The 18813-nt window shown below is 66.3% G+C and carries 17 protein-coding genes and 1 tRNA gene; 11 read left to right on the plus strand and 7 right to left on the minus strand.

Annotated features, from left to right (window positions below):
* Positions 1-86: 86 nt before the first annotated feature.
* Positions 87-569, minus strand: coding sequence for a CarD family transcriptional regulator (locus tag ASG79_RS05800; protein WP_011690592.1), 483 nt, complete (start codon positions 567-569; stop codon positions 87-89).
* A 272-nt stretch (positions 570-841) separates the two neighbouring features.
* Here ASG79_RS05800 and ASG79_RS05805 point away from each other — a divergent pair, with 272 nt between their 5' ends.
* Positions 842-1441, plus strand: coding sequence for a hypothetical protein (locus ASG79_RS05805; protein ID WP_056389217.1), 600 nt, complete (start codon positions 842-844; stop codon positions 1439-1441).
* Positions 1442-1530: 89 nt separating this feature from the next.
* Here the strand turns inward: ASG79_RS05805 and ASG79_RS05810 are convergent, their stop codons facing one another.
* Positions 1531-2211, minus strand: a complete 681-nt coding sequence (locus tag ASG79_RS05810) for a response regulator transcription factor (RefSeq protein WP_026266060.1) — start codon at positions 2209-2211, stop codon at positions 1531-1533.
* Positions 2208-3440, minus strand: coding sequence for a sensor histidine kinase (locus tag ASG79_RS05815; protein WP_056389220.1), 1233 nt, complete (start codon positions 3438-3440; stop codon positions 2208-2210). Before ASG79_RS05815 ends, ASG79_RS05810 begins: the two co-directional genes overlap by 4 nt.
* Positions 3441-3645: 205 nt before the next feature.
* Here ASG79_RS05815 and phoU point away from each other — a divergent pair, with 205 nt between their 5' ends.
* Positions 3646-4308, plus strand: a complete 663-nt coding sequence (gene phoU, locus ASG79_RS05820; protein ID WP_018771193.1) for a phosphate signaling complex protein PhoU — start codon at positions 3646-3648, stop codon at positions 4306-4308.
* 75 nt (positions 4309-4383) lie between these two features.
* On the opposite strand, the gene ASG79_RS05825 is transcribed toward phoU, so the two are convergent.
* On the minus strand, positions 4384-5130 hold the full coding sequence (locus ASG79_RS05825) for a phosphoglyceromutase (protein ID WP_018771194.1): 747 nt from the start codon (positions 5128-5130) through the stop codon (positions 4384-4386).
* A gap of 99 nt (positions 5131-5229) precedes the next feature.
* Between ASG79_RS05825 and ASG79_RS05830 the strand changes: the two genes are divergently transcribed.
* A complete protein-coding gene (locus tag ASG79_RS05830) occupies positions 5230-6084 on the plus strand; it encodes a class I SAM-dependent methyltransferase (RefSeq protein ID WP_056389223.1) in 855 nt (284 codons plus the stop codon).
* Here the strand turns inward: ASG79_RS05830 and ASG79_RS05835 are convergent.
* Positions 6069-6422 carry a DUF2516 family protein gene (locus ASG79_RS05835; RefSeq protein ID WP_026266062.1) on the minus strand — a complete coding sequence of 118 codons (354 nt, stop codon included), beginning with the start codon at positions 6420-6422 and terminating at the stop codon, positions 6069-6071. The two genes, ASG79_RS05830 and ASG79_RS05835, sit on opposite strands and share 16 nt — an antisense overlap.
* 9 nt (positions 6423-6431) lie before the next feature.
* Positions 6432-7622, minus strand: a complete 1191-nt coding sequence (locus ASG79_RS05840; RefSeq protein ID WP_018771197.1) for a trans-sulfuration enzyme family protein — start codon at positions 7620-7622, stop codon at positions 6432-6434.
* 135 nt (positions 7623-7757) lie between these two features.
* On the opposite strand from ASG79_RS05840, the gene tmk reads away from it, so the two are divergent.
* The 6 genes from tmk to ASG79_RS05870 all read left to right on the plus strand — a co-directional run bounded on the left by tmk (position 7758) and on the right by ASG79_RS05870 (position 15171).
* Positions 7758-8432, plus strand: a complete 675-nt coding sequence (gene tmk / locus ASG79_RS05845; RefSeq protein WP_056389225.1) for a dTMP kinase — start codon at positions 7758-7760, stop codon at positions 8430-8432.
* Positions 8429-9592: a DNA polymerase III subunit delta' gene (locus ASG79_RS05850; RefSeq protein WP_056389228.1), complete on the plus strand. Its 1164-nt coding sequence runs from the start codon at positions 8429-8431 to the stop codon at positions 9590-9592. Before tmk ends, ASG79_RS05850 begins: the two co-directional genes overlap by 4 nt.
* Positions 9589-11154: an alpha/beta hydrolase gene (locus ASG79_RS05855; RefSeq protein WP_056389231.1), complete on the plus strand. Its 1566-nt coding sequence runs from the start codon at positions 9589-9591 to the stop codon at positions 11152-11154. The genes ASG79_RS05850 and ASG79_RS05855 overlap by 4 nt, the downstream gene beginning before the upstream one ends.
* A gap of 105 nt (positions 11155-11259) precedes the next feature.
* A tRNA-Thr gene (locus ASG79_RS05860) sits at positions 11260-11332 on the plus strand.
* Positions 11333-11826: 494 nt separating this feature from the next.
* Positions 11827-13803, plus strand: coding sequence for an APC family permease (locus ASG79_RS05865; protein ID WP_156400173.1), 1977 nt, complete (start codon positions 11827-11829; stop codon positions 13801-13803).
* Positions 13804-14229: 426 nt separating this feature from the next.
* A complete protein-coding gene (locus tag ASG79_RS05870; RefSeq protein ID WP_235509745.1) occupies positions 14230-15171 on the plus strand; it encodes a polysaccharide deacetylase family protein in 942 nt (313 codons plus the stop codon).
* 110 nt (positions 15172-15281) lie between these two features.
* Here ASG79_RS05870 and ASG79_RS05875 read toward each other — a convergent pair whose 3' ends face one another.
* Complete coding sequence (locus tag ASG79_RS05875; protein ID WP_056389237.1) at positions 15282-16523, minus strand: NAD(P)/FAD-dependent oxidoreductase; 1242 nt, start codon at positions 16521-16523, stop codon at positions 15282-15284.
* A 122-nt stretch (positions 16524-16645) separates the two neighbouring features.
* Between ASG79_RS05875 and ASG79_RS05880 the strand changes: the two genes are divergently transcribed.
* Together ASG79_RS05880 and ASG79_RS05885 are read left to right on the plus strand one after the other, a co-directional pair.
* Positions 16646-17650: a hypothetical protein gene (locus tag ASG79_RS05880; RefSeq protein WP_056389240.1), complete on the plus strand. Its 1005-nt coding sequence runs from the start codon at positions 16646-16648 to the stop codon at positions 17648-17650.
* 62 nt (positions 17651-17712) lie between these two features.
* Positions 17713-18804, plus strand: coding sequence for a hypothetical protein (locus ASG79_RS05885; RefSeq protein WP_056389244.1), 1092 nt, complete (start codon positions 17713-17715; stop codon positions 18802-18804).
* Positions 18805-18813: the final 9 nt, after the last annotated feature.

An 18813-nucleotide genomic window follows, 5' to 3' on the forward strand; every position in this document is an offset into this window, starting at 1 on the left:
CACTGCGGTCAGGCGGCTTGGACACCGGCGGGTGATGCCAAAAAAAGAAGCCCCGGCGGCACTTGCGTGCCGCCGGGGCTAAATTCTTAGGAAGCCAGGACCTCGTCGAGAACGCTTGCAGCCTTCTCCTCGTCGGTCTTTTCAGCCAGCGCCAGTTCTGAAATCAGAATCTGACGGGCTTTGGCCAGCATACGCTTCTCGCCTGCGGAAAGGCCCCGGTCGTGATCCCGGCGCCACAGGTCGCGAACGACCTCTGCCACCTTGATGACGTCACCGGAAGCAAGCTTCTCCAGATTTGCCTTGTACCTGCGTGACCAGTTGGTGGGTTCCTCGGTGAACTCGGCGCGGAGCACATCAAACACGTGCTCCAGGCCTTCCTTGCCCACTACGTCCCGGACCCCAACAAGGTCAACGTTCTCTGCTGGAACTTCAATGGTCAGATCACCCTGAGCCACCTTGAGCTTGAGATACATCTTCTCTTCGCCCTTGATGGTGCGCATCTTGATTTCTTCAATCTTCGCAGCACCGTGGTGAGGGTAAACTACTGTCTCGCCGACCTCAAATACCATGTGGACATTTCCCCTTTCCCGCAGACCAGTTTATCACGATTCAGGCATATGACCGGCCGGAGAAAGGGCCTCCAACCGCGAAAATACGCGGAAAATGGGCCCAATCAACCCCCTTCACCCCCTTGACGGATGGGAGGATTAGTGCATCAGGTGAGCGCTCCCACAGTGGATGTGACACCGCCGAATCCTCGTTTGCCCCTCATTGCGGATAGGCTATGGGCTGAAAAAGACTTCAAATTTCTCGAGGAGTACGTGACGTGCGTTCCACTGCGATGAACCGGGCCCAGCGCGGCAAACTGGCACTGACGGCTGCTGCCCTTGGCGCCAGCCTGCTGACCGCGGGCTGCGGTTACATCACGCCCCAGCAGACCAGCCATCAGTACTCCGCCTCGGACGGCATCCGCGCGGACCTCGGTCCCCTGCAGTTGCGGAACATCCTGATTGTTTCCACCGGCGAGGACAAGCCCGGCCGCCTGATCGGCGCCGTTTACAACTCCTCTTCCAAGGACGTGAAGCTCACGGTCAACGGCGCCAAGGGCTCGCAGACCGAGGTACCGGTGAAGGCCAACTCGTACACGCTCCTCAACGAGAAGTCCGACGAAGCCATCCTGAGCACCACTGGTGGCCAGCCCGGCTCCCTGGTGGACGTCAAGATCAGCGAGAACGGCACCAACGTCAGCAACACCGTCAAGGTTCCCGTCCTGGACGCCACGCTGGAGGAGTACAAGGACTACGTACCTACGCCGAGCGCTTCGGCAACGTCCTCGTCGTCCGCTTCTTCATCCGCCACCCCCTCTGCCGGCGCAACCACCAGCGCCACTTCGAGCGCCTCCGCCCCGGCTACTGCCACCGCGACCGCCACGAGCCGCTAAGCAGGCGCCGGAACCCCGGACACAACGAAAGGGAGGAGCCCACTGGCTCCTCCCTTTTGTTATGCCTGCTGACGGAGTCCCGGTACGGCCTACGGCTCGAATTTGTACCCAAGGCCGCGGACGGTCACCAGGTAGCGGGGAGCGGACGGATCGGGTTCGATCTTGCCGCGGAGGCGCTTCACGTGGACGTCAAGGGTCTTGGTATCGCCCACGTAGTCGGAGCCCCAGACGCGGTCGATGAGCTGGCCGCGGGTCAGCACCCTGCCCGAGTTGCGCAGCAGCATCTCCAGGAGCTCGAACTCCTTCAAGGGAAGCAGGACCTGCTGGCCGTCCACGCTCACCACGTGCCGTTCGATGTCCATGCGGACCGGACCGGCCTGGACGGTTGAGGAAATCAGCTCCTCAGGCTCCCCCTGGCGCCGCAATACCGCCCGGACGCGGGCCACCAGTTCGCGGGAGGAGTAGGGCTTGGTGACGTAATCGTCAGCACCGAGTTCCAGGCCCACCACCTTGTCGATTTCCGAGTCCTTGGCGGTCAGCATGATGACGGGGACGCTTGAGCGCTGGCGGAGCTGCCGGCACACTTCAGTGCCGGAGAGACCCGGGAGCTGCAGGTCAAGCAACACCAGGTCGGCGCCGTTGCGGTCGAATTCGGTGATGGCATCAAGGCCGTTGTCCACCACCTCCACCTCGAACCCTTCTTTGCCCAGCAAATAGGACAACGGATCGCTGAACGACTCCTCGTCCTCGACAATCAAAATCCTGCTCAAGCGCTGGCTCCTCGATCTGTTGCGCCGGCGGCGCGGGGTAGGTGGGTAAGACTGAGTTTTTCCGGCGCCTGTGCCGGTGCTTCCGGCCCGGCCGGCGCGTCCTCGCCGTCCTGGCCTTCCATTTCGGGCAGCCGGAGGGTGAAGGTGGACCCTTGCCCGGGCTGGGACCAGAGGGTCACTTCGCCGCCGTGGTTGGACGCCACGTGCTTCACGATGCTCAGGCCCAGGCCGGTACCGCCCGTCTGGCGGGAACGGGCGGCGTCCACCCGGTAGAAGCGTTCGAACACGCGTTCCTGGTCCTCAGGGGTCAGCCCCTCGCCCTGATCCGTCACGGAAATCGAGACTACGCCTTCCCTGGAACGTACACCGATCCCCACCCGGGTGTTGTCGGGTGAATAGCGGATGGCGTTGTCGATAAGGTTTCGCAGCGCCGTCACCAGCAGGTCCTGGTCACCGAAGACCTTGCCCTCGGTGCGGCCGCCCACCACGATGCTGATGTTCTTGCTTTCCGCGGGAAGCTGCGACCGGTCCACGGCCTCGGCGATGACGGCGTTGATGTCCACCGGGCCGCCCTGCTGGGTCACGCTGGCGCCCTGCAGACGGGAAAGTTCGATGATGTCCTGGACCAGGGCGGCCAGGCGGGCGGATTCCTTGTGCATGCGCTTGGCGAAGCGGCGGACAGCGTCAGGATCGTCGGCGGAGGATTCGAGCGCCTCGGCCAGCAGCGAAATGGCACCCACGGGGGTTTTCAGTTCGTGGGATACGTTGGCGACGAAGTCGTTGCGGATCTCTTCGGTGCGCGTGATCTCCGTCCGGTCATCGGCGAGGAGCAGGATGTATTCCTCACCCAGCATGGCCGCCCGCACCTGGACGATGATGGTTCCCTTGCCCAGCGGCCCCCTCGGGAGTTCGAGCTGCTTTTCCAGGATGACGCCGTCCCGCCGGACTCCCGCGGTCATGTCCAGGAGTTCCCTGTGGACCACGGTGTGCCCGCGGACCAGGCCGTACGCGTACGCTGCGGGGCTGGCCCGGACCACGCCGTCCACGTCGTCCAGCACCACAAAAGCGCGTCCGACGACGGCGAGCACCTCCGCTGCGCCGGGCGGCAGTGCCAGCTCCCCGGCGTCGATGTCCAGCAGCTCGCGCTGCTTCTCGCTGACCCGGTAGGCAAGCACGCCGAACGTGCCAAGCGCCAGGCCAATAAGGCCGGCAACCAGACCAATGAGCATAGGATCCACAGCTCCACTTTATGCTCTTGCCCTAAGCCTCCTGCCGACTTCCGGCCTATCCGGCCAACGGTTCAACTAACGTTCATCTGTGTGGGCATAATCGTTTACCGGGCGATGACAGAGTTGGTGGTCAGAGCGCCTAATGGCGACACGATTCCTGCTGCCCCGCAGCGGCCGGCGGGAGTTCCAAGGAAAGGACGCCTACGTGCGTAAGGTTTTTCAGGAAGAGCTCACCCAGGTCGGTGACCAGCTGGTGGAGATCTCCCGACTGGTCAGCGAAGCGATCAACAAGGCCACTACCTCGTTCCAGGTAGCGGACGTGGACCTCGCGCAGGATGTCATCGCCGCGGACGCGCGCATCGATTTCCTGCAGAACAGCCTCGATGAGCGGGCCATCGACATTCTGGCACTGCAGGGTCCTGTCGCCAGCGACCTGCGCATGATCGTCGGTTCCCTGCGGATGAGCGCGTCCCTCGAGCGGATGGGTGACCTGGCCCGCCACATCGCCCAGCTGGCCCGCCTCCGCTACCCCTCCACGGTGATTCCGGAGTCCATGACGGAGACCTTCAACCGGATGGCCGAGCTCGACCAGGAGATCGCCGACAAGCTGACCGTCCTGCTTGAAAGCCGCGACCTCGAGGTGGCCAGGGACATCCTCAAGGCCAACACGGCGATCAATGACCTGCACCTGAGCGTCTTCAAGGCCATCGCCGCGCCTGAGTGGCACGAGTCCCCCGCCACCACCGTGGACGTGGCCCTCGCCAGCCGCTACTTCGAGCGCTTCGCCGACCACGGCGTCTCCGTCGCCCAGAAGGTGACCTACCTGGTTACGGGCGCATGGCAGCCCACCGGGACAGAACACAGCTGACACCCAAGCTGCCGGAGGACGACGGCGGGCCGGTCACCTGAGGTGACCGGCCCGCCGTCGTACGGGTTTAATGTCCTATTTCTTGCCCTGGTTTGCCACTGCCAGGATGGCTTCTTCGGCAGCTTCGGGGTCCAGGTACGTTCCGCCGGGCTTGACCGGCTTGAAGTCCTCGTCCAGTTCGTACACCAGCGGGATGCCGGTGGGGATGTTCAGGCCGGCGATGGCTTCGTCGCTGATGCCGTCGAGGTGCTTGACCAGGGCACGCAGCGAGTTGCCGTGTGCGGTCACCAGGACCGTCTTGCCTGCCTTGAGGTCCTCCTTGATGTCCGATTCCCAGTAGGGCAGGAGCCGCACCAGGACATCCTTGAGGCACTCGGTGCGCGGCAGGGCATCGCCGAGTCCCGCGTAACGGGGGTCGTGCGCCTGGGAGAACTCGGAGTTGTCGTCGAGGGGCGGCGGCGGGGTGTCGTAGGAACGGCGCCATTCCATGAACTGCTCTTCGCCGTATTCGGCGAGGGTCTGCGCCTTGTCCTTGCCCTGCAGCGCGCCGTAGTGGCGTTCGTTCAGGCGCCAGTCGCGCTTGACCGGAATCCAGCCGCGGTCGGCCTTGTCCAGGGCGATGTTCGCGGTGTTGATGGCCCGCTTCAGCAGGGAGGTGTAGAGCACGTCCGGAAGGATGTTGTTCTCCACCAGCAGCTCACCGCCGCGCGCTGCTTCCGCGCGGCCCTGGTCGTTCAGGTCAACGTCCACCCAGCCGGTGAACAGGTTCTTTGCGTTCCATTCGCTGTGGCCGTGGCGCAGCAGAATCAGCTTGTAAGTCATGATTTTCATCCTAGCCGAGCAGTGTTGCCGCCCGCCCAGCGTTACAAGCCAGGCCGCGGTGGGGCCCGCTTCCCCCAGGGCCAGGGATAGGGTTGTGCGGTGGTTCAAAAGGCTGAACGGGTGAACTCCCCGCAACTATCCGGCAGGACATCCGCCGCCCGGCAGGGCCGTCCGGTGGGCAACGTCACCCGCGGCACCACCAACCCCAACCGGATGCGCCGGGTGGACCGCTGGCTGGCCGGACCTCAAGCCTGGCGCCTGCGGTCGGCGGCTGACCCGCTCGTCATTGACCTGGGCTACGGCGCAACACCAGCCACCGCCGTCGAACTCCATGAAAGGCTCGCCGCTGTCCGGCCGGACGTGCGGGTCTGCGGGATCGAGATCGAACCGGAGCGCGTCCGCGCTGCGCTTCCGCTGCAGCGGCCCGGGCTGACCTTCCACCTGGGCGGCTTCGAGCTGCCCGTTCCCGGCCATCCTGTCCTGGTCCGCGCCTTCAATGTCCTGCGGCAGTACGAGGAAGCTGATGTCCGGGGCATCTGGCAGCTGGTGCAGGGCAGATTGTCGCCGGGCGGCATATTCGTGGACGGCACGTGCGACGAGATCGGGCGGCGCGTGGCGTGGGTGACCCTCGACCGGGTCCGTCCGCTGTCGCTGAGCATCTCGGTCCGTTTCGGGAGCTTCGACCTGCCTTCGGACGTGGCCGAGCGGCTTCCCAAGGCCTTGATCCACCGCAACGTCCCTGGCGAACCTGTTCATGCCTTCATGCAGGCGATGGACCGCGCATGGCTTGGGAGCGCGCCGCTCGCCTCGTTCGGCAACAGGCAGCGCTGGGTCGGCATGTGCCGGGGCCTGCGCGAGGCCGGGTGGCCGGTGCAGGACGGGCCGGCCAGGTGGCGGCTGGGCGAGCTGACGGTGGACTGGGCGGCCGTGGAACCTGGTTACCAGGGGCCGTAGGGGCCCATGTTGCGGCTGCCGCCGCGGCCTGCGTCCTTCACTGCGGGACGGACGTCGGCCAGGTAGACGGAGGCTGCCACCACGGCGGCGAGCCCGAAGAGGCCAAGGGTGCTGATAATGCCGCCACCGGCGCCGAACAGCGAAATGATGCCCACCAGCAACGCACCGCCGGTGAGGGCAAGCCAGAACGTCTTGGTCCGCTTGCCCGTGGCTTCGAAGGCGTTGGCCCGGTGCCTGGCACAGTCCACGAACGCCCACAGTTCAAGCCCCAGGGCCACCAGGCCAAGGATAAAGAACACTGCCTGCTCTACGTACGCGATAATTATTCGACCGTCCACAAGCCCAGCCTAGCCCTCCAGCGTGTCCAGCGCCTGCTTCAGGTCAGCCCACAGGTCCTCAACATTTTCCACCCCGACGCTCAGCCGAACCAGGTTTTCGGGGACGCTGGCGGGTTCCGCCGAGTGCCGGCGCCGCCGTTCGATCAGGGATTCGACCCCGCCCAGGGAGGTGGCCGGCAGCCAAAGCTCCAACGCCTGCACCAGCTTGTCCGCGGCGTCGGCGCCGCCCAGGCCCGCCGTGGGTGCTACCTGGACACAGATAATGGAGCCAAAGCCCTGCATTTGTTCCTTGGCGCGGGCATGGCCGGGGTCGGAATCGAGCCCGGGGAACCGGATGGAATCAATGGCGGGGTGGGCGGCGAGGCGTTCCGCCAGGATCATTGCCGACTCCTGCGACCGTTCCACGCGCAGCGCGAGGGTCCGCAGACCCCGCAGTGCGAGCCACGCTTCGAAGGGACCCGCGATGGCGCCGTGGATGATGCGGTGGTGGAGCAGCGACGACCGGATGTCCGGATTGGAAGTAACCAGGGCGCCAAGGACGACGTCGGAGTGCCCGGCGAGGTACTTGGTCACCGAGTGGAGGACGACGTCGGATCCGAGCTGCAGGGGCTGCTGCACCAGTGGCGTGGAAAAGGTGTTGTCAGTGACGACGATTGCCCCGGCTGCATGGGCCGCCTCAGCGACGGCCGGCATGTCCGCTATTCCGAGCATGGGGTTGGTAGGGCTTTCCAGCCACAGCATGGCCGCGGCTTTCGCCGACGGGCCTTGCGGTGCCAGGGCATCCTTGACGGCGTCCGTGTCGGCAATGTCCACGGTCCGGAGTTCGATGAATCCTTTTTGGGCAAGTTCCGTCGCCATCACCAGGGAGCCGGAGTAGCTGTGGTTGGGCATGACCAGCACGCCGCCGGCAGGGATCAGGGACAGCGCGGAACTGACCGCCGCCAGCCCCGACGCGTAGAGCAGTCCGGGAAGGGCAGCTCCTTCAAGCTGGCCGAGGGCCTCCTCAAAGGGATCCCAGGTGGGGTTGGAATAGCGGCCATAACCCCGGTCGCCGTCACCCAGCGGACCCGTACCGAAGTAGGTGGAGGAAAGCGTGATGGGAGGATTGACCGGCTGGTCCCTTTCCCGCGGCGGACGCCCGGCCGCCACCACCACGGTCTCGGGTGAAAGGGAAGCGGCCTGGTGCTCGGAAAGACTCATGGTGAAAAGCGTACTGTTCCTGCCGGATCCGCCGGAAAGCGGTGTCGTTTTGTGGACGGCTGCCGTTCACCGGACTGCCGCCTTCGAGGTAGCTACGGATCGGGAAAAGTCGGTACCCCTCGGTAGGCTTGAGAAGTGAACAAACAGAGGGCCGGCGTATTCATCGCGTTCGAGGGTGGCGATGGTGCAGGCAAGTCCACCCAGGCCGGCCGGCTTGCGGCAGCATTGGAGTCCCTGGGCTACACCGTGCTGCGCACCCGGGAGCCCGGCGGCACCCCGGTTGGCGAGAAGCTGCGGTCGCTTGTGCTGGACCACGGCAATGGCGACATCGACGCGCACACCGAGGCCCTCATATTTGCGGCTTCCCGGGCCGCGCACGCCACCCAGGTAATCGGCCCGGCTCTTGGCCGCGGTGAAATCGTCCTGACGGACCGGTACATCGACTCCTCGGTGGCCTACCAGGGTGCCGGCCGCAACCTGGGCCTGGACGCGGTGCGTTCCCTCAATGAGTGGGCCACATCGGGCCTCCAGCCCCACCTCACAGTCCTTTTGGACGTTGACCCCCAACTTGGCCGCCGCCGCCGAACTGCCGGCCAGGCAGCGGAAGACCGCCTGGAATCCGAGGCTGACGAGTTCCATACCCGGATCCGGGAGGCCTTCCTTAGCCTTGCTGCGGACCGCCCGGAGTCGTACCTGGTCCTCCCGGCCCACCTCCCGGTGGAAGACCTTGCCGCTCAGATCCTCGCCCGGGTGGAAACCCTCCTTGCCGTTCCTGCCGCCGCAGCAGCCACGGACGGCGGTGACTCATGACCGTCTGGGATGACCTCCAGGGCCAGCCCGCCGTCGTCGAACAACTGCGCCAAGCCGCCGGCGGCGAAAGCCTGACGCACGCCTGGCTGTTCACCGGTCCGCCGGGGTCCGGCCGCTCCAATGCCGCCAAGGCGTTCGCGGCCGCACTGAACTGCGACCAGGAGGACGTGGGCCAGCGTGGCTGCGGACAGTGCCAGGCCTGCCACACGATCCTGGGTGAAACGCATTCGGACGTGACCTTCGTGCGCACAGAGAAGGTCACCATCACTATTGACGAGGCCCGCGAACTGGTGGCAACCGCCGGCAACCGGCCGTCGTCCGGGCGGTGGCGGATCATCGTGGTGGAGGACGCCGACCGCATGGCCGAGCGGACCACCAACGTGCTGCTCAAGGCCATCGAGGAACCCACGCCGCGGACCGTGTGGATGCTCTGCGCGCCGTCCCCGGCCGATGTCCTGGTGACCATCCGGTCCCGCTGCCGAAGCGTTGCCCTGCGGCTGCCGCCCGCGTCGGACGTGGCAGCGCTGCTGGTCCGGCGCGACGGCGTGGACCCTGCCCTTGCGGAGCAGGCCGCCCGCGCTGCCCAAAGCCATGTGGGCATCGCCCGGAGGCTGGCCAGGGATCCGGCGGCAAGGGAACGCCGCCTGGAGACTGTCCGCTTCCCGCTGGGGCTGCGCGGCGTAACAGCGGCGGTCATGATGGCGGACAAGCTGGTCAAGATCGCCACTGCGGAGGCCAACAGCTCCAACGAGGAACGCGATGCAGCAGAGAAGGCCGCACTGCTGGCGACGCTGGGAGCACCGGAAACCGGCGCCCTCCCCCCGGCCATGCGCAGCCAGCTGAAACAGCTCGAAGACGACCAGAAGCGGCGGGCCAAGAGATCCATCACGGACTCCCTGGACCGGACCCTGACGGATTTATTGTCCTTCTACCGCGACGTCCTGATCATCCAGCTTGGGAACGCCGTGGAGTTGGTCAACGTTGAGCTGAGGAGTGAGCTGGAAGAGTTCGCAGCCCGCTCCACGCCGGAAGCCACGCTGGCCCGCATGGACGCCATTAACAAAGCCCGTGAACGCATCACCACCACCAACGTTGCCCCGCTGCTGACCATTGAGTCCATGGCTGCCAGCCTGATACAGCCCTCCAAGGAGACCCGATGACTGCCCGCCCCCTGCCCGCACGCCACAGGTCCCTGACGGTCGCTGTCCGCGCCGCCGCAGCAATGGCCGTGGCCGTTGTCCTGGCCTCCTGCAGCCTCCTTGGTGGCGACAAGAACCCGCCGGAAGCTGCCACGGCCAAGGCTGACCCCTCCATCGTGGCGTCTGCTCCCGCAGGGCTGGAAAAGTTCTACTCGCAGCAAATCGTGTGGGAGCCCTGCGAAGGGGAATTCCAGTGCGCCAAGGTGAACGTGCCCATGGATTACGCCAATCCCGGCGGCGACACCATCCAGATCGCAGCGCTCCGGGCACCCAGCACCGGTAAGAAGACCGGCAGCCTCCTGGTCAATCCCGGCGGCCCGGGCGCCTCCGGTTACGACTTTGTCAAAGACGCTGCCGGAACCCACTTTTCAGCGGCTGTCCGCAACGCCTACGACCTCGTGGGCTTCGATCCGCGTGGCGTGAAGCGCTCCGCTCCGGTCACCTGTGCCACGGACGCCGAACGCGACGCCGCCCGGGCCAAGATCTACGCGTACGAAACCGATGCCGGGCTGGCGGCGGCACTGGCTGACAGCAAGGCAATCGCTACCCAGTGCGCGTCACAAACAGGCCCCGTCCTGGGCCACATTGACACCGTCAGCGCCGCGAAGGACCTGGACGTGCTCCGCGCGGTTGTGAACGACTCCAAGCTGAACTACCTGGGGTACTCCTACGGCACGTTCCTGGGCTCCACCTACGCCTCGCTTTTCCCGGACAACGTAGGCCGGATGGTCCTCGATGGCGCCCTCGATCCGTCAATCAGCAATGAGGACCTGACCAGCGGCCAGGCCCGGGCCTTCGAAAAGGCGCTCCACAGCTACGTGGCCAGCTGCCAGAAGCAGACCAAGTGCCCCCTGGGCGGTGATGTCGACTCCGGCGTTCAGCAGATCCGGGACCTCATTGACTCCATACGGCAGACACCCCGCACGGCCAAGGACGGGCGGCTGGTCAATGCAACCCAGTTCGTCAGCGGCCTGATCACCCCGCTCTACAACGACCAAAGCTGGCCGGCCCTCACCCAAGCGCTGGAGGCCGCCGTCTCCGGGGACGTCAGCCTCATGCTCCGGCTTGCCGATATCGGTGCCGACCGGGCCCCCGACGGCTCCTACACGTCCAATTCGGCGCTCGCTTTCAATGCGGTCAACTGCCTGGACTACCCCATGGTTTCGGACGCCGCGGGCATGCGGGCGGAGGAAAAGCGGCTGGAACAGGATTCACCCACCTTGGGCTACTTCTTTGCCTACGGCGGAACCATCTGCGCAGACTGGCCGTACAAAAACGTCCGCACGCCGGCGGCGGTGGAGTACAGCGGCGACTCCCCCATCGTGGTCGTCGGCACCACCGGCGACCCCGCAACCCCCGTTGAATGGGCAGCATCACTGCGCAAGCAGCTGGGGAACGCCTCCCTGCTGACCTGGAAGGGTGAAGGACACACCGCGTACGGCCGGGCCAACAGCTGCCTGGAGGATTCCGTGGACAACTATCTGGTCAGCGGCAAGCTGCCGGCCGACAATACGGTGTGCTGAGGGTCGCAGCAGCGTCACGCCGGCCATTTTGACCGGGGCGGCGGGACTCTATTACAGTTGACTCTTGCATGAAGCGCCCGGTTCGTCCGGGGGATTTGGTGCGGTGCTTCCTTAGCTCAGTCGGTAGAGCGTTTCACTCGTAATGAAAAGGTCATCAGTTCGATTCTGATAGGAAGCTCGGGATAAACCCCGGACAACCCCTGTTTTCAGGGGTTTCCGGGGTTTTTCGCTGGTTAAGCGGGTAGTACTGCCTGAGGGCAGGGCACATGATGGGAACCCCTCCCGGCCACGATCCAAAGACAGTGCTGGCCGCCCGGAACGTGCGCCAAGCAGGCCCTGGACGTCAGTCCGCCAGGGCTATTGACGGGAGCGAGCTGCCGCTGAAACCACCACAACGCGCCGTTCTACGCCTACTTCGCACGAACCGGGGGCGTTCCCCGAAAACTGCTGCAGCGACTTTGGCGCGAACTCCACACCTGACCATCTACTCATGGTCGGCGGGCCAGTCACCGACACTGCGCAACCCGTCCCGGACCAGCCGCCGCGGCTGTGGGACATGCCCAAATGGACGCCCCGTAACCCCAGTTCCACGTACGGACCCGGACTAGAATTGGCCCGTTCGTGCGCTTCGACTCGTCGCCGACCACCCTGGTCATCAATAGAAAGTCCTCAATGACACCCCCTTCTGACCACCCGGTTCCGGCACAGGTCTCCCTGAAGCAGGACTCAAGCCTGGACCAGGCTCCCCTGGTCCGCTGGCTGCTCGCCAACCAGGTGGCCCCCGCCGGCCCGGAGGCCAAGGAAGACCATAAACCCAACGCCTGGTGGAAGGTCATGTGCCTGACCGGAGTCGACTACTTCTCCACCTTGTCCTACCTGCCCGGCATCGCCGCCCTGGCTGCCGGCGCCCTCTCCCCACTGGCCACGTTGCTGATTGTGGCCCTGACGTTGCTGGGGATGCTTCCCATGTACCGCAGGGTCGCGCAGGAAAGCCCCCACGGGCAAGGATCGGTGGCAATGTTGGAGAAGCTGCTGCCGTTCTGGCGCGGCAAGTTCTTCGTCCTGCTGCTCCTGGGCTTCGTCGCAACCTCCTGGATCATCACGATCACCCTCTCCGGCGCTGACGCGACCGTCCACCTGCTCGAGAACCCGCTCTTCCCCGAGGCCCTCAAGGGCAGCGCCGTCATCATCACCGTGATCCTGCTTCTGATCCTCGGCGGGGTGTTCCTGCTCGGCTTCAACGAAGCTGTAGGTGTGGCGATCCCCCTGGTGGCCATCTACCTGCTCCTCAATGCCGCCGTTGTGGTGGCTGGGTTCCTCCACCTGGCCGCGGATCCGTCGCTGGTCAGCGGCTGGACCGACCGGCTGTTCTCCAGCGGCGGCGGCCCGATCGGGCTGGTCAGCCCTGCCATCATCGCCTTCCCGCTGCTGGTCCTGGGCCTGTCCGGCTTCGAAACCGGCGTCTCCATGATGCCGCTGATCAAGGCCACGGGACGCACACCCGAGGAAGCGATGGCCTCCCGGGTCAAAAACACCCGCAAGCTGCTCACCACGGCCGCCCTCATCATGAGCGTCTACCTCATGTCCACGAGCTTCATCACCACGGTCATGATCCCCGCCAAGGAATTCGAGGAGGGTGGACAGGCCAACGGACGCGCCCTCGCGTTCCTCGCCCACGACCTGTTCGGAGCCGGGTTCGGTACCGTCTACGACATCTCCAGCGCCCTGATCCTCTGGTTCGCCGGCGCGTCCGCCATGGCAGGGCTGATCAACATCGTGCCGCGGTACCTGCCCGCCTACGGAATGGCACCGGAATGGGCCCGCGCGGTCCGCCCCGTGGTGTTGGTCTACACCGTCCTGAGCATCGGCATCACCATCGCGTTCCGCGCTGACGTGAACGCCCAGGCAGGCGCGTACGCCACCGGGATCCTGGCCATGATGGTCTCCGGGGCGGTCGCCGTCACGGTCTCGGCCATCCGGCGCCGGAGCAGGGCCGGGGCCGTCGGCTTCGGCATCCTGACCCTGATCCTGCTGTACGCCCTGGGCGACAACGTCCTCGAAAAACCGGACGGGATCGTCATCTCGGCGTTCTTCATCGCCGGGATCATCGCGGTCTCGCTCATCTCGCGGGTCACCCGCTCCACCGAACTGCGCGTGGACACCATTGAATTCGATGAGGCCGCCCGCCAGTTCATCACAGACTCGATTGCCTTCGACGGCGAGCTGCACATCATCGCCAACAAGAAGCAAAGCGGTGATAAGGCTGAGTACGCCGAGAAGGAGTACGAACAGCGGGGGCTGAACCCGGTTCCGGGCCCAGCCGACGTTATCTTTCTCGAGGTCGAGATCTCCGACCCGTCGGACTTCACGCACACGCTCCGGGTCGAAGGTCTTGAAGTCGAGGGCTACCGGGTGCTTAGGGTGAAATCCCCGGCCGTGCCAAATGCCATCGCGGCGGTCCTGCTGGCGATGCGGAACTCCACCGGCGTGAAACCGCAGTGCTATTTCGAGTGGTCCGAGGGAAGCCCGGTGGCGCACCTGATGCGTTATCTTTTCCTCGGGCAGGGTGACACCCCGCCGCTGGTGCGGGAGATCCTCCGCGAGATTGAACCCGACCAGGCGGCAAGGCCAGGCATTCACGTCGGCTGACGAGCGCGGCGCGGAGGTCAAGCCGGTGTCCGCAGGATTGAACGTGAAGGGGGCGCTCCGGCGTCCCCTACCGGCCGCCGAACCTGGTCAGCTACCTTCAGGGCCGCCCTGACAACCGCTCCTGTCCGGGCCGCCCCAGGGAAGGGAACTTAGGAACGGCCTGCCCCGAACCGGGACGCCGAGCTGCCACCGCCGGGCCCGGATCCGCACTTTATTACGCCCGCCACCCCGGGTGCAGTGCGAGGTTCAGGGAACGGCAAGAAAGCCAAGGTATCCTCCCCACATGACCACCCGCTTCCAGGCTGCTGTTCCGCGCGCCGCGGCACATGCAAGCAGCTTCGGCCACCTCCTGCCGTACGCCCCCGGAGGCCCGGCCCGGCGGGGCAGGACAAGCGCCCACTTCGCGGCGTTGGGGGGATCCCAGGGGTGAACCAGCACGCACCCCGGCACATGAACCAGGACGGGAAAGGACCCGCCCGCAGGACCATCCTCCTGGCAGCCGTGCTGACGTTGTCGGCCGCCGTGCCCGACCTGCAGCCGCAACCAGGGCACCCTTCCGCGGCACAGGACACGTCCGCGGACACCGCCAACGGTCCGGCGGACGGCTCCGCGCCGCTGTCGCATACCGGCTCCGACGGCGACGGGCCGGCATCCAGGACGCCTGCAGGCACCGTGCCCGCCCGGGCACAGATCATCGACACCTATGCGAAGCGCCAGGCCCACTACTGGGGCCTGGAGGCACCCGGCGTCCTGACGCGGCTGCCGCCCGGATCACAGGGCATCGCCCTCACCTTCGACTTTTGCGGCGGTCCCGGCGGCAGCGGTTACGATCAGGTGCTGATTGATACCCTGCGCCAACGGCACGTCCCGGCAACGCTGTTCCTGAATTCGCGGTGGATCACAGCCAACCCGGCCACGGCCCGTCAGCTGGCAGCGGATCCGCTCTTTGAGATCGCCAACCACGGGACGTCCCATAAGCCGTTGTCCACCGCCGGCAACACGGCCTACGGCATCCCGGGCACCAGGAACGCGGGGGAAGTCTATGACGAGGTCATACCCAACGACGGCGTCCTGGCCGGCATCACCGGTAAGCGTCCCCGGTACTTCCGCCCGGGCACCGCGTACATGGATGACATCGCCGTGGACATCCTGAATACCTTGGGCGTGAAGCCGGCAGGCTTCAGCATCAATGGCGACGGCGGCGCCACCTATCCCGCCGCCGTCGTCGCCAAAGAAGTGGGAAAGGCCCGGGTCGGAGATGTGGTCATCTGCCATGGAAACCACCCCAACGGCGGAACGGCGGAAGGCGTGAAGCAGGCGGTGGACAAGCTGCTGGCAGCAGGAATCTCCTTCACCCATCTGCCCTGAGCATGCCTCCGCAGCTCCGCCGGCCGGGTAGGTGCTGATCCATACGTTAGCGAACGCAGGACCCTGTCGATGCGCGATGGCGGGCGCCACCTTCCGGGTTTTGCCGGGAACTAATCCGGCCTGCCCACCACCACCTGGGCCGGGCTGTGGGTGACGTAGCCGTTGGCCCAGGAGAACAGCGCCCTGACTTTCTGCTGGAATCCGGGCAGCAGGGCCAGGTGGACCGCCAGCCAGGACACGAACGCCAGTGGGCCCTGCAGTTGCAGCCGGCGGCGCCCCAGCTCCGCGACGGCTGCGCCGCGTCCCACCATGGCCATATACCCCTTGTCCCAGTACCGGAAAGGCTGGCGCACACCGCCGGTAAGGTCAGCATAGATGTTGCGGGCCGCCCACTTGCCTGATTGCTGCGCAACCGACCCGAGCTGCGGCAGTTTGTTTCCAGTGGCATCGGTGATGTTGGCGGAGTCCCCCAGCACGTAAACGCCGTCGAAATCAGGGACTGTCAGATCGGCCTCCACGTCCACCCTGCCGCCCTTGCCCTGTTTCAGGCCGGACCCGGTAATGATCCGGCCGGCCTGGAGCCCACCGGCCCAGACCACCACCCGGCCGGGAATAACGGTGCCGTCCTTGAGGGTCACGCCGTCCGGGCGGACCTCACCAACAGGCTGGCCCATGTGCAGCTGTACGCCCAGCTTGGTCAGGCGGTCCCGCGCATACGCCTGCGATTTTTCGGAGAACGCGGCAAGGACGTTCGGAACCATATCCACCAGGTGGACATGGCACCGGGCAGCCAGCCCCGGCGAGAAGTATTTGGGCACGATGTATTTGACGTTCTCCGCCAGGGCGCCTGCAGTTTCCACACCAGTGGGACCCCCGCCCACCACGACCACGTCGGCTTCCGCCCCGGGCTCGCGGTCAGCTTCGTCCAAAACAGCAGTGATCGCGGCGCTCAGGCGCGTTGCGTCCGCCACCGAGTACAGCGGGTACGCGTGCTCTTCGGCGCCCGGGGTGTTGAAGAAGTTCGGTACGGCCCCGGTGGCGATGACCAGGATCCTGGCCCGGTAGCTGGAGCCGTCTGCGGTGGTGACGGTGCGGTTGGCCGCATCGATAGACGTCACCTCCGCGGTGAGGACGCGGACATTGTTGACCTTGCGGAACTCCGACCTGAGCGGCCGGGTGACCGCCGAGACGCCAATCTGGGATGCAGCCACCTGGTACAGGAGCGGCTGGAACTGCTGGTAATTGTTGGCATCGAGCAACAGCACCCGGACCCCCTTGCGGCCCAACTCCTCAGCCGCCGTCTTTCCGGCGAATCCGCCGCCAACCACGATGACCTGGTATGAATCGTCCATTCGTGCAACTTACCCCTCCGGGCCGATGAGTAACAGAGTGCCGAGGCCACTGGCAGGGCGGCCGGCGTCCGGCGCCCGCCGGGACCGGACGCCGGCGGGAGCACGGCACCTAAGATGGCGGCATGGAAGACGAAGCCCTGGCGGACATTGCGGACAGGCTGTACGGCGGGACGCTGGACGACTTCGTAGCGGCCAGGACCGCCGCTGCCAAGGATGCCGGGCGGCAGGACAAGGAACTGGGGGCAGCGGTCCGCGCCCTGCCGAAACCATCCGTCGCCGCGTGGGCGCTCAACATGCTGGCACGGCACCGGCCGGACGTGCTGGCCGCGCTTCGCGGACTTGGCGAGCGCATGCGGGCAGCGCAGGTGTCGCTGGATGCGCCCGCCCTGCGCGAACTGGGCCGGGAGCGCCGCACCATGCTGGCTGACGCCGTCGACGCTGCCCGGTCTGTTGCCCAGGAGCAGGGCCGCTCCATCAGCGACGCGATGGCCGCCGACGTTGAGGAGACCCTGCGGGCACTGACGGCAGACGAGCGTGCGGCGGCTGCGGTGGGCAGCGGCCGGCTGCTGAAAGTCCTGTCAGCCGACGGCATCAACGACGTCGACCTGGACGGGGCAGTGGCCCTCCCCGGGCTGCTCCCGGCCGCGCCGGCCACCCCCCGCGCAAGTGCTCCCCCGGCTCCAAAGACGAAAACGGAGGCGCAGGCAGCGGGGCCAAAGGCAACAGCGGCAAAGACACGCACGACGGCGGAGCACCACACCCAGCCAAAGCCCGCCAAGCCCCGGCTTGAGGCAGTGCGGCAGACTCCCCGGCCGGCCTCGCCGCCGGCGCTGGAAAGGGCCAGGGCCGCGCTGGCCGAGGCCCAGGCCGCTGAAGAGGAGGCCTCCCGGCTCGCGGGCGAGCTGCAGGACCGGGAGGAGCAGACACGTGCGGAAATCGCGTTACTGCAGCAGGAAACGGCTGAGCTTCGAAACCGGCTCAAGGCCGCCGAGGAAAGCCTGGACCGTTCCCGGAAGCGGCTCGCCGCCACCACCGCAGAAGCGAAACAGGCGGTCCGGGCGGCCGACAAAGCCAGCCGCACGGCCATGCTGGCACAGGAACGCGTACTCCGCCTGGCCAGCACCTGAGGGGCGCCAACTACTTGGCATGCCCTCTCGCCCCGGGCATCGGCGGGACCTACTGTGGAGCTATGGACGCCGCAGCAGCACACGCCTTTGCGATCCCGCCGGTATCGGTTCACCGTCCCACCACGGCCGTAGAAGACGCCGTCACCCTCGCGGCCGGCGTCTGGCTCCTCACGGGGACCTACGTTGACGGCTGGGCGCACAACAACCTCCGCGGCCTGGAGACGTTCTTCACACCGTGGCACGCGATCCTCTACTCAGGCTTCGCCGCCTGCGCCCTCTGGATCGGCGCCTTGACCTGGCGCCGGCACGCTCCGGGGACGAGGTGGCGGGAAGCAGTCCCTGCCGGCTATGGGGCAGCCGCCGCCGGCGTACTCCTCTTCCTTGCTTCCGGGCTGGGCGACTTCGCCTGGCATTCGGTGTTCGGCATTGAGCAGAACATCAGCGCCCTGTTCAGCCCGTCCCACCTGGGTCTGGCTACCGGCGGCTTCCTCATTCTTGGTGCACCTTTCTCGGCAGCGTGGCACTCACCTGCCCGGCCGTGGGCCCGGCTGGTGCCGGCGTTCGTGAGCGCGATGCTCGCCGGCATGGTTGCAGCTTTCATCCTGCAGGAGTTTGCGGTCTTCTCCCGCCATGGCCTCATCCAGACGTACTCCGGCCCCGCCGGGACCCAGCCGGCGGTGACGGGTCCAACGTCGTCGAGCATCATGGTCTCCTTGGCGACATTCCTGGTCTCGACGTTCGTGCTCTTCGTTCCCATCCTGGTGCTGTCGCTGCGGTGGCGGCTGCCGGCCCTGGTGCCGGCGGCGATGGTGCTGGTCCCCTCCGCAGCCCTGCAGATCATGGTGGCCCTGCGGGATGCCTGGCTGTTGCCGGCTGCCCTGGCCGGTTCACTCCTGGTAGGAGTGGTGTGGGCGGTGGCGCGGCCGGTCCCGGACAGTCCCGCGCGGCTCCTGACCGCGGCAGGCCTCTCACCTGTCGTCTTCTGGGCCCCCTATTTCGCTACCGTGGCGCTTCACGACCGGGCGCTCAGCTTCCCGCCCGAGATATGGAGCGGAACCCTCACATGGAGCGGGCTGGCAATGCTGTCCGTGGCCGCACTCGTGCTGAAGGTGCGGGCCACCGGCGCCGCAGTCCCGGATCCACGGGCCCTTTAGCCCGCCAGG

Source organism: Arthrobacter sp. Soil761 (assembly GCF_001428325.1).
GTDB lineage: Bacteria > Actinomycetota > Actinomycetes > Actinomycetales > Micrococcaceae > Arthrobacter.

Excerpts from the sequence above, each read along its gene's own strand:
- ASG79_RS05885 (WP_056389244.1), top strand. The coding sequence starts at position 17,713 with ATGGACGCCGCAGCAGCACACGCCTTTGCGATCCCGCCGGTATCGGTT.
- ASG79_RS05875 (WP_056389237.1), bottom strand. The coding sequence starts at position 16,523 with ATGGACGATTCATACCAGGTCATCGTGGTTGGCGGCGGATTCGCCGGA.
- ASG79_RS05865 (WP_156400173.1), top strand. The coding sequence starts at position 11,827 with ATGACACCCCCTTCTGACCACCCGGTTCCGGCACAGGTCTCCCTGAAG.
- ASG79_RS05880 (WP_056389240.1), top strand. The coding sequence starts at position 16,646 with ATGGAAGACGAAGCCCTGGCGGACATTGCGGACAGGCTGTACGGCGGG.
- ASG79_RS05825 (WP_018771194.1), bottom strand. The coding sequence starts at position 5,130 with ATGACTTACAAGCTGATTCTGCTGCGCCACGGCCACAGCGAATGGAAC.
- ASG79_RS05840 (WP_018771197.1), bottom strand. The coding sequence starts at position 7,622 with ATGAGTCTTTCCGAGCACCAGGCCGCTTCCCTTTCACCCGAGACCGTG.
- ASG79_RS05815 (WP_056389220.1), bottom strand. The coding sequence starts at position 3,440 with ATGCTCATTGGTCTGGTTGCCGGCCTTATTGGCCTGGCGCTTGGCACG.
- ASG79_RS05855 (WP_056389231.1), top strand. The coding sequence starts at position 9,589 with ATGACTGCCCGCCCCCTGCCCGCACGCCACAGGTCCCTGACGGTCGCT.
- ASG79_RS05850 (WP_056389228.1), top strand. The coding sequence starts at position 8,429 with ATGACCGTCTGGGATGACCTCCAGGGCCAGCCCGCCGTCGTCGAACAA.
- ASG79_RS05800 (WP_011690592.1), bottom strand. The coding sequence starts at position 569 with ATGGTATTTGAGGTCGGCGAGACAGTAGTTTACCCTCACCACGGTGCT.
- ASG79_RS05805 (WP_056389217.1), top strand. The coding sequence starts at position 842 with ATGAACCGGGCCCAGCGCGGCAAACTGGCACTGACGGCTGCTGCCCTT.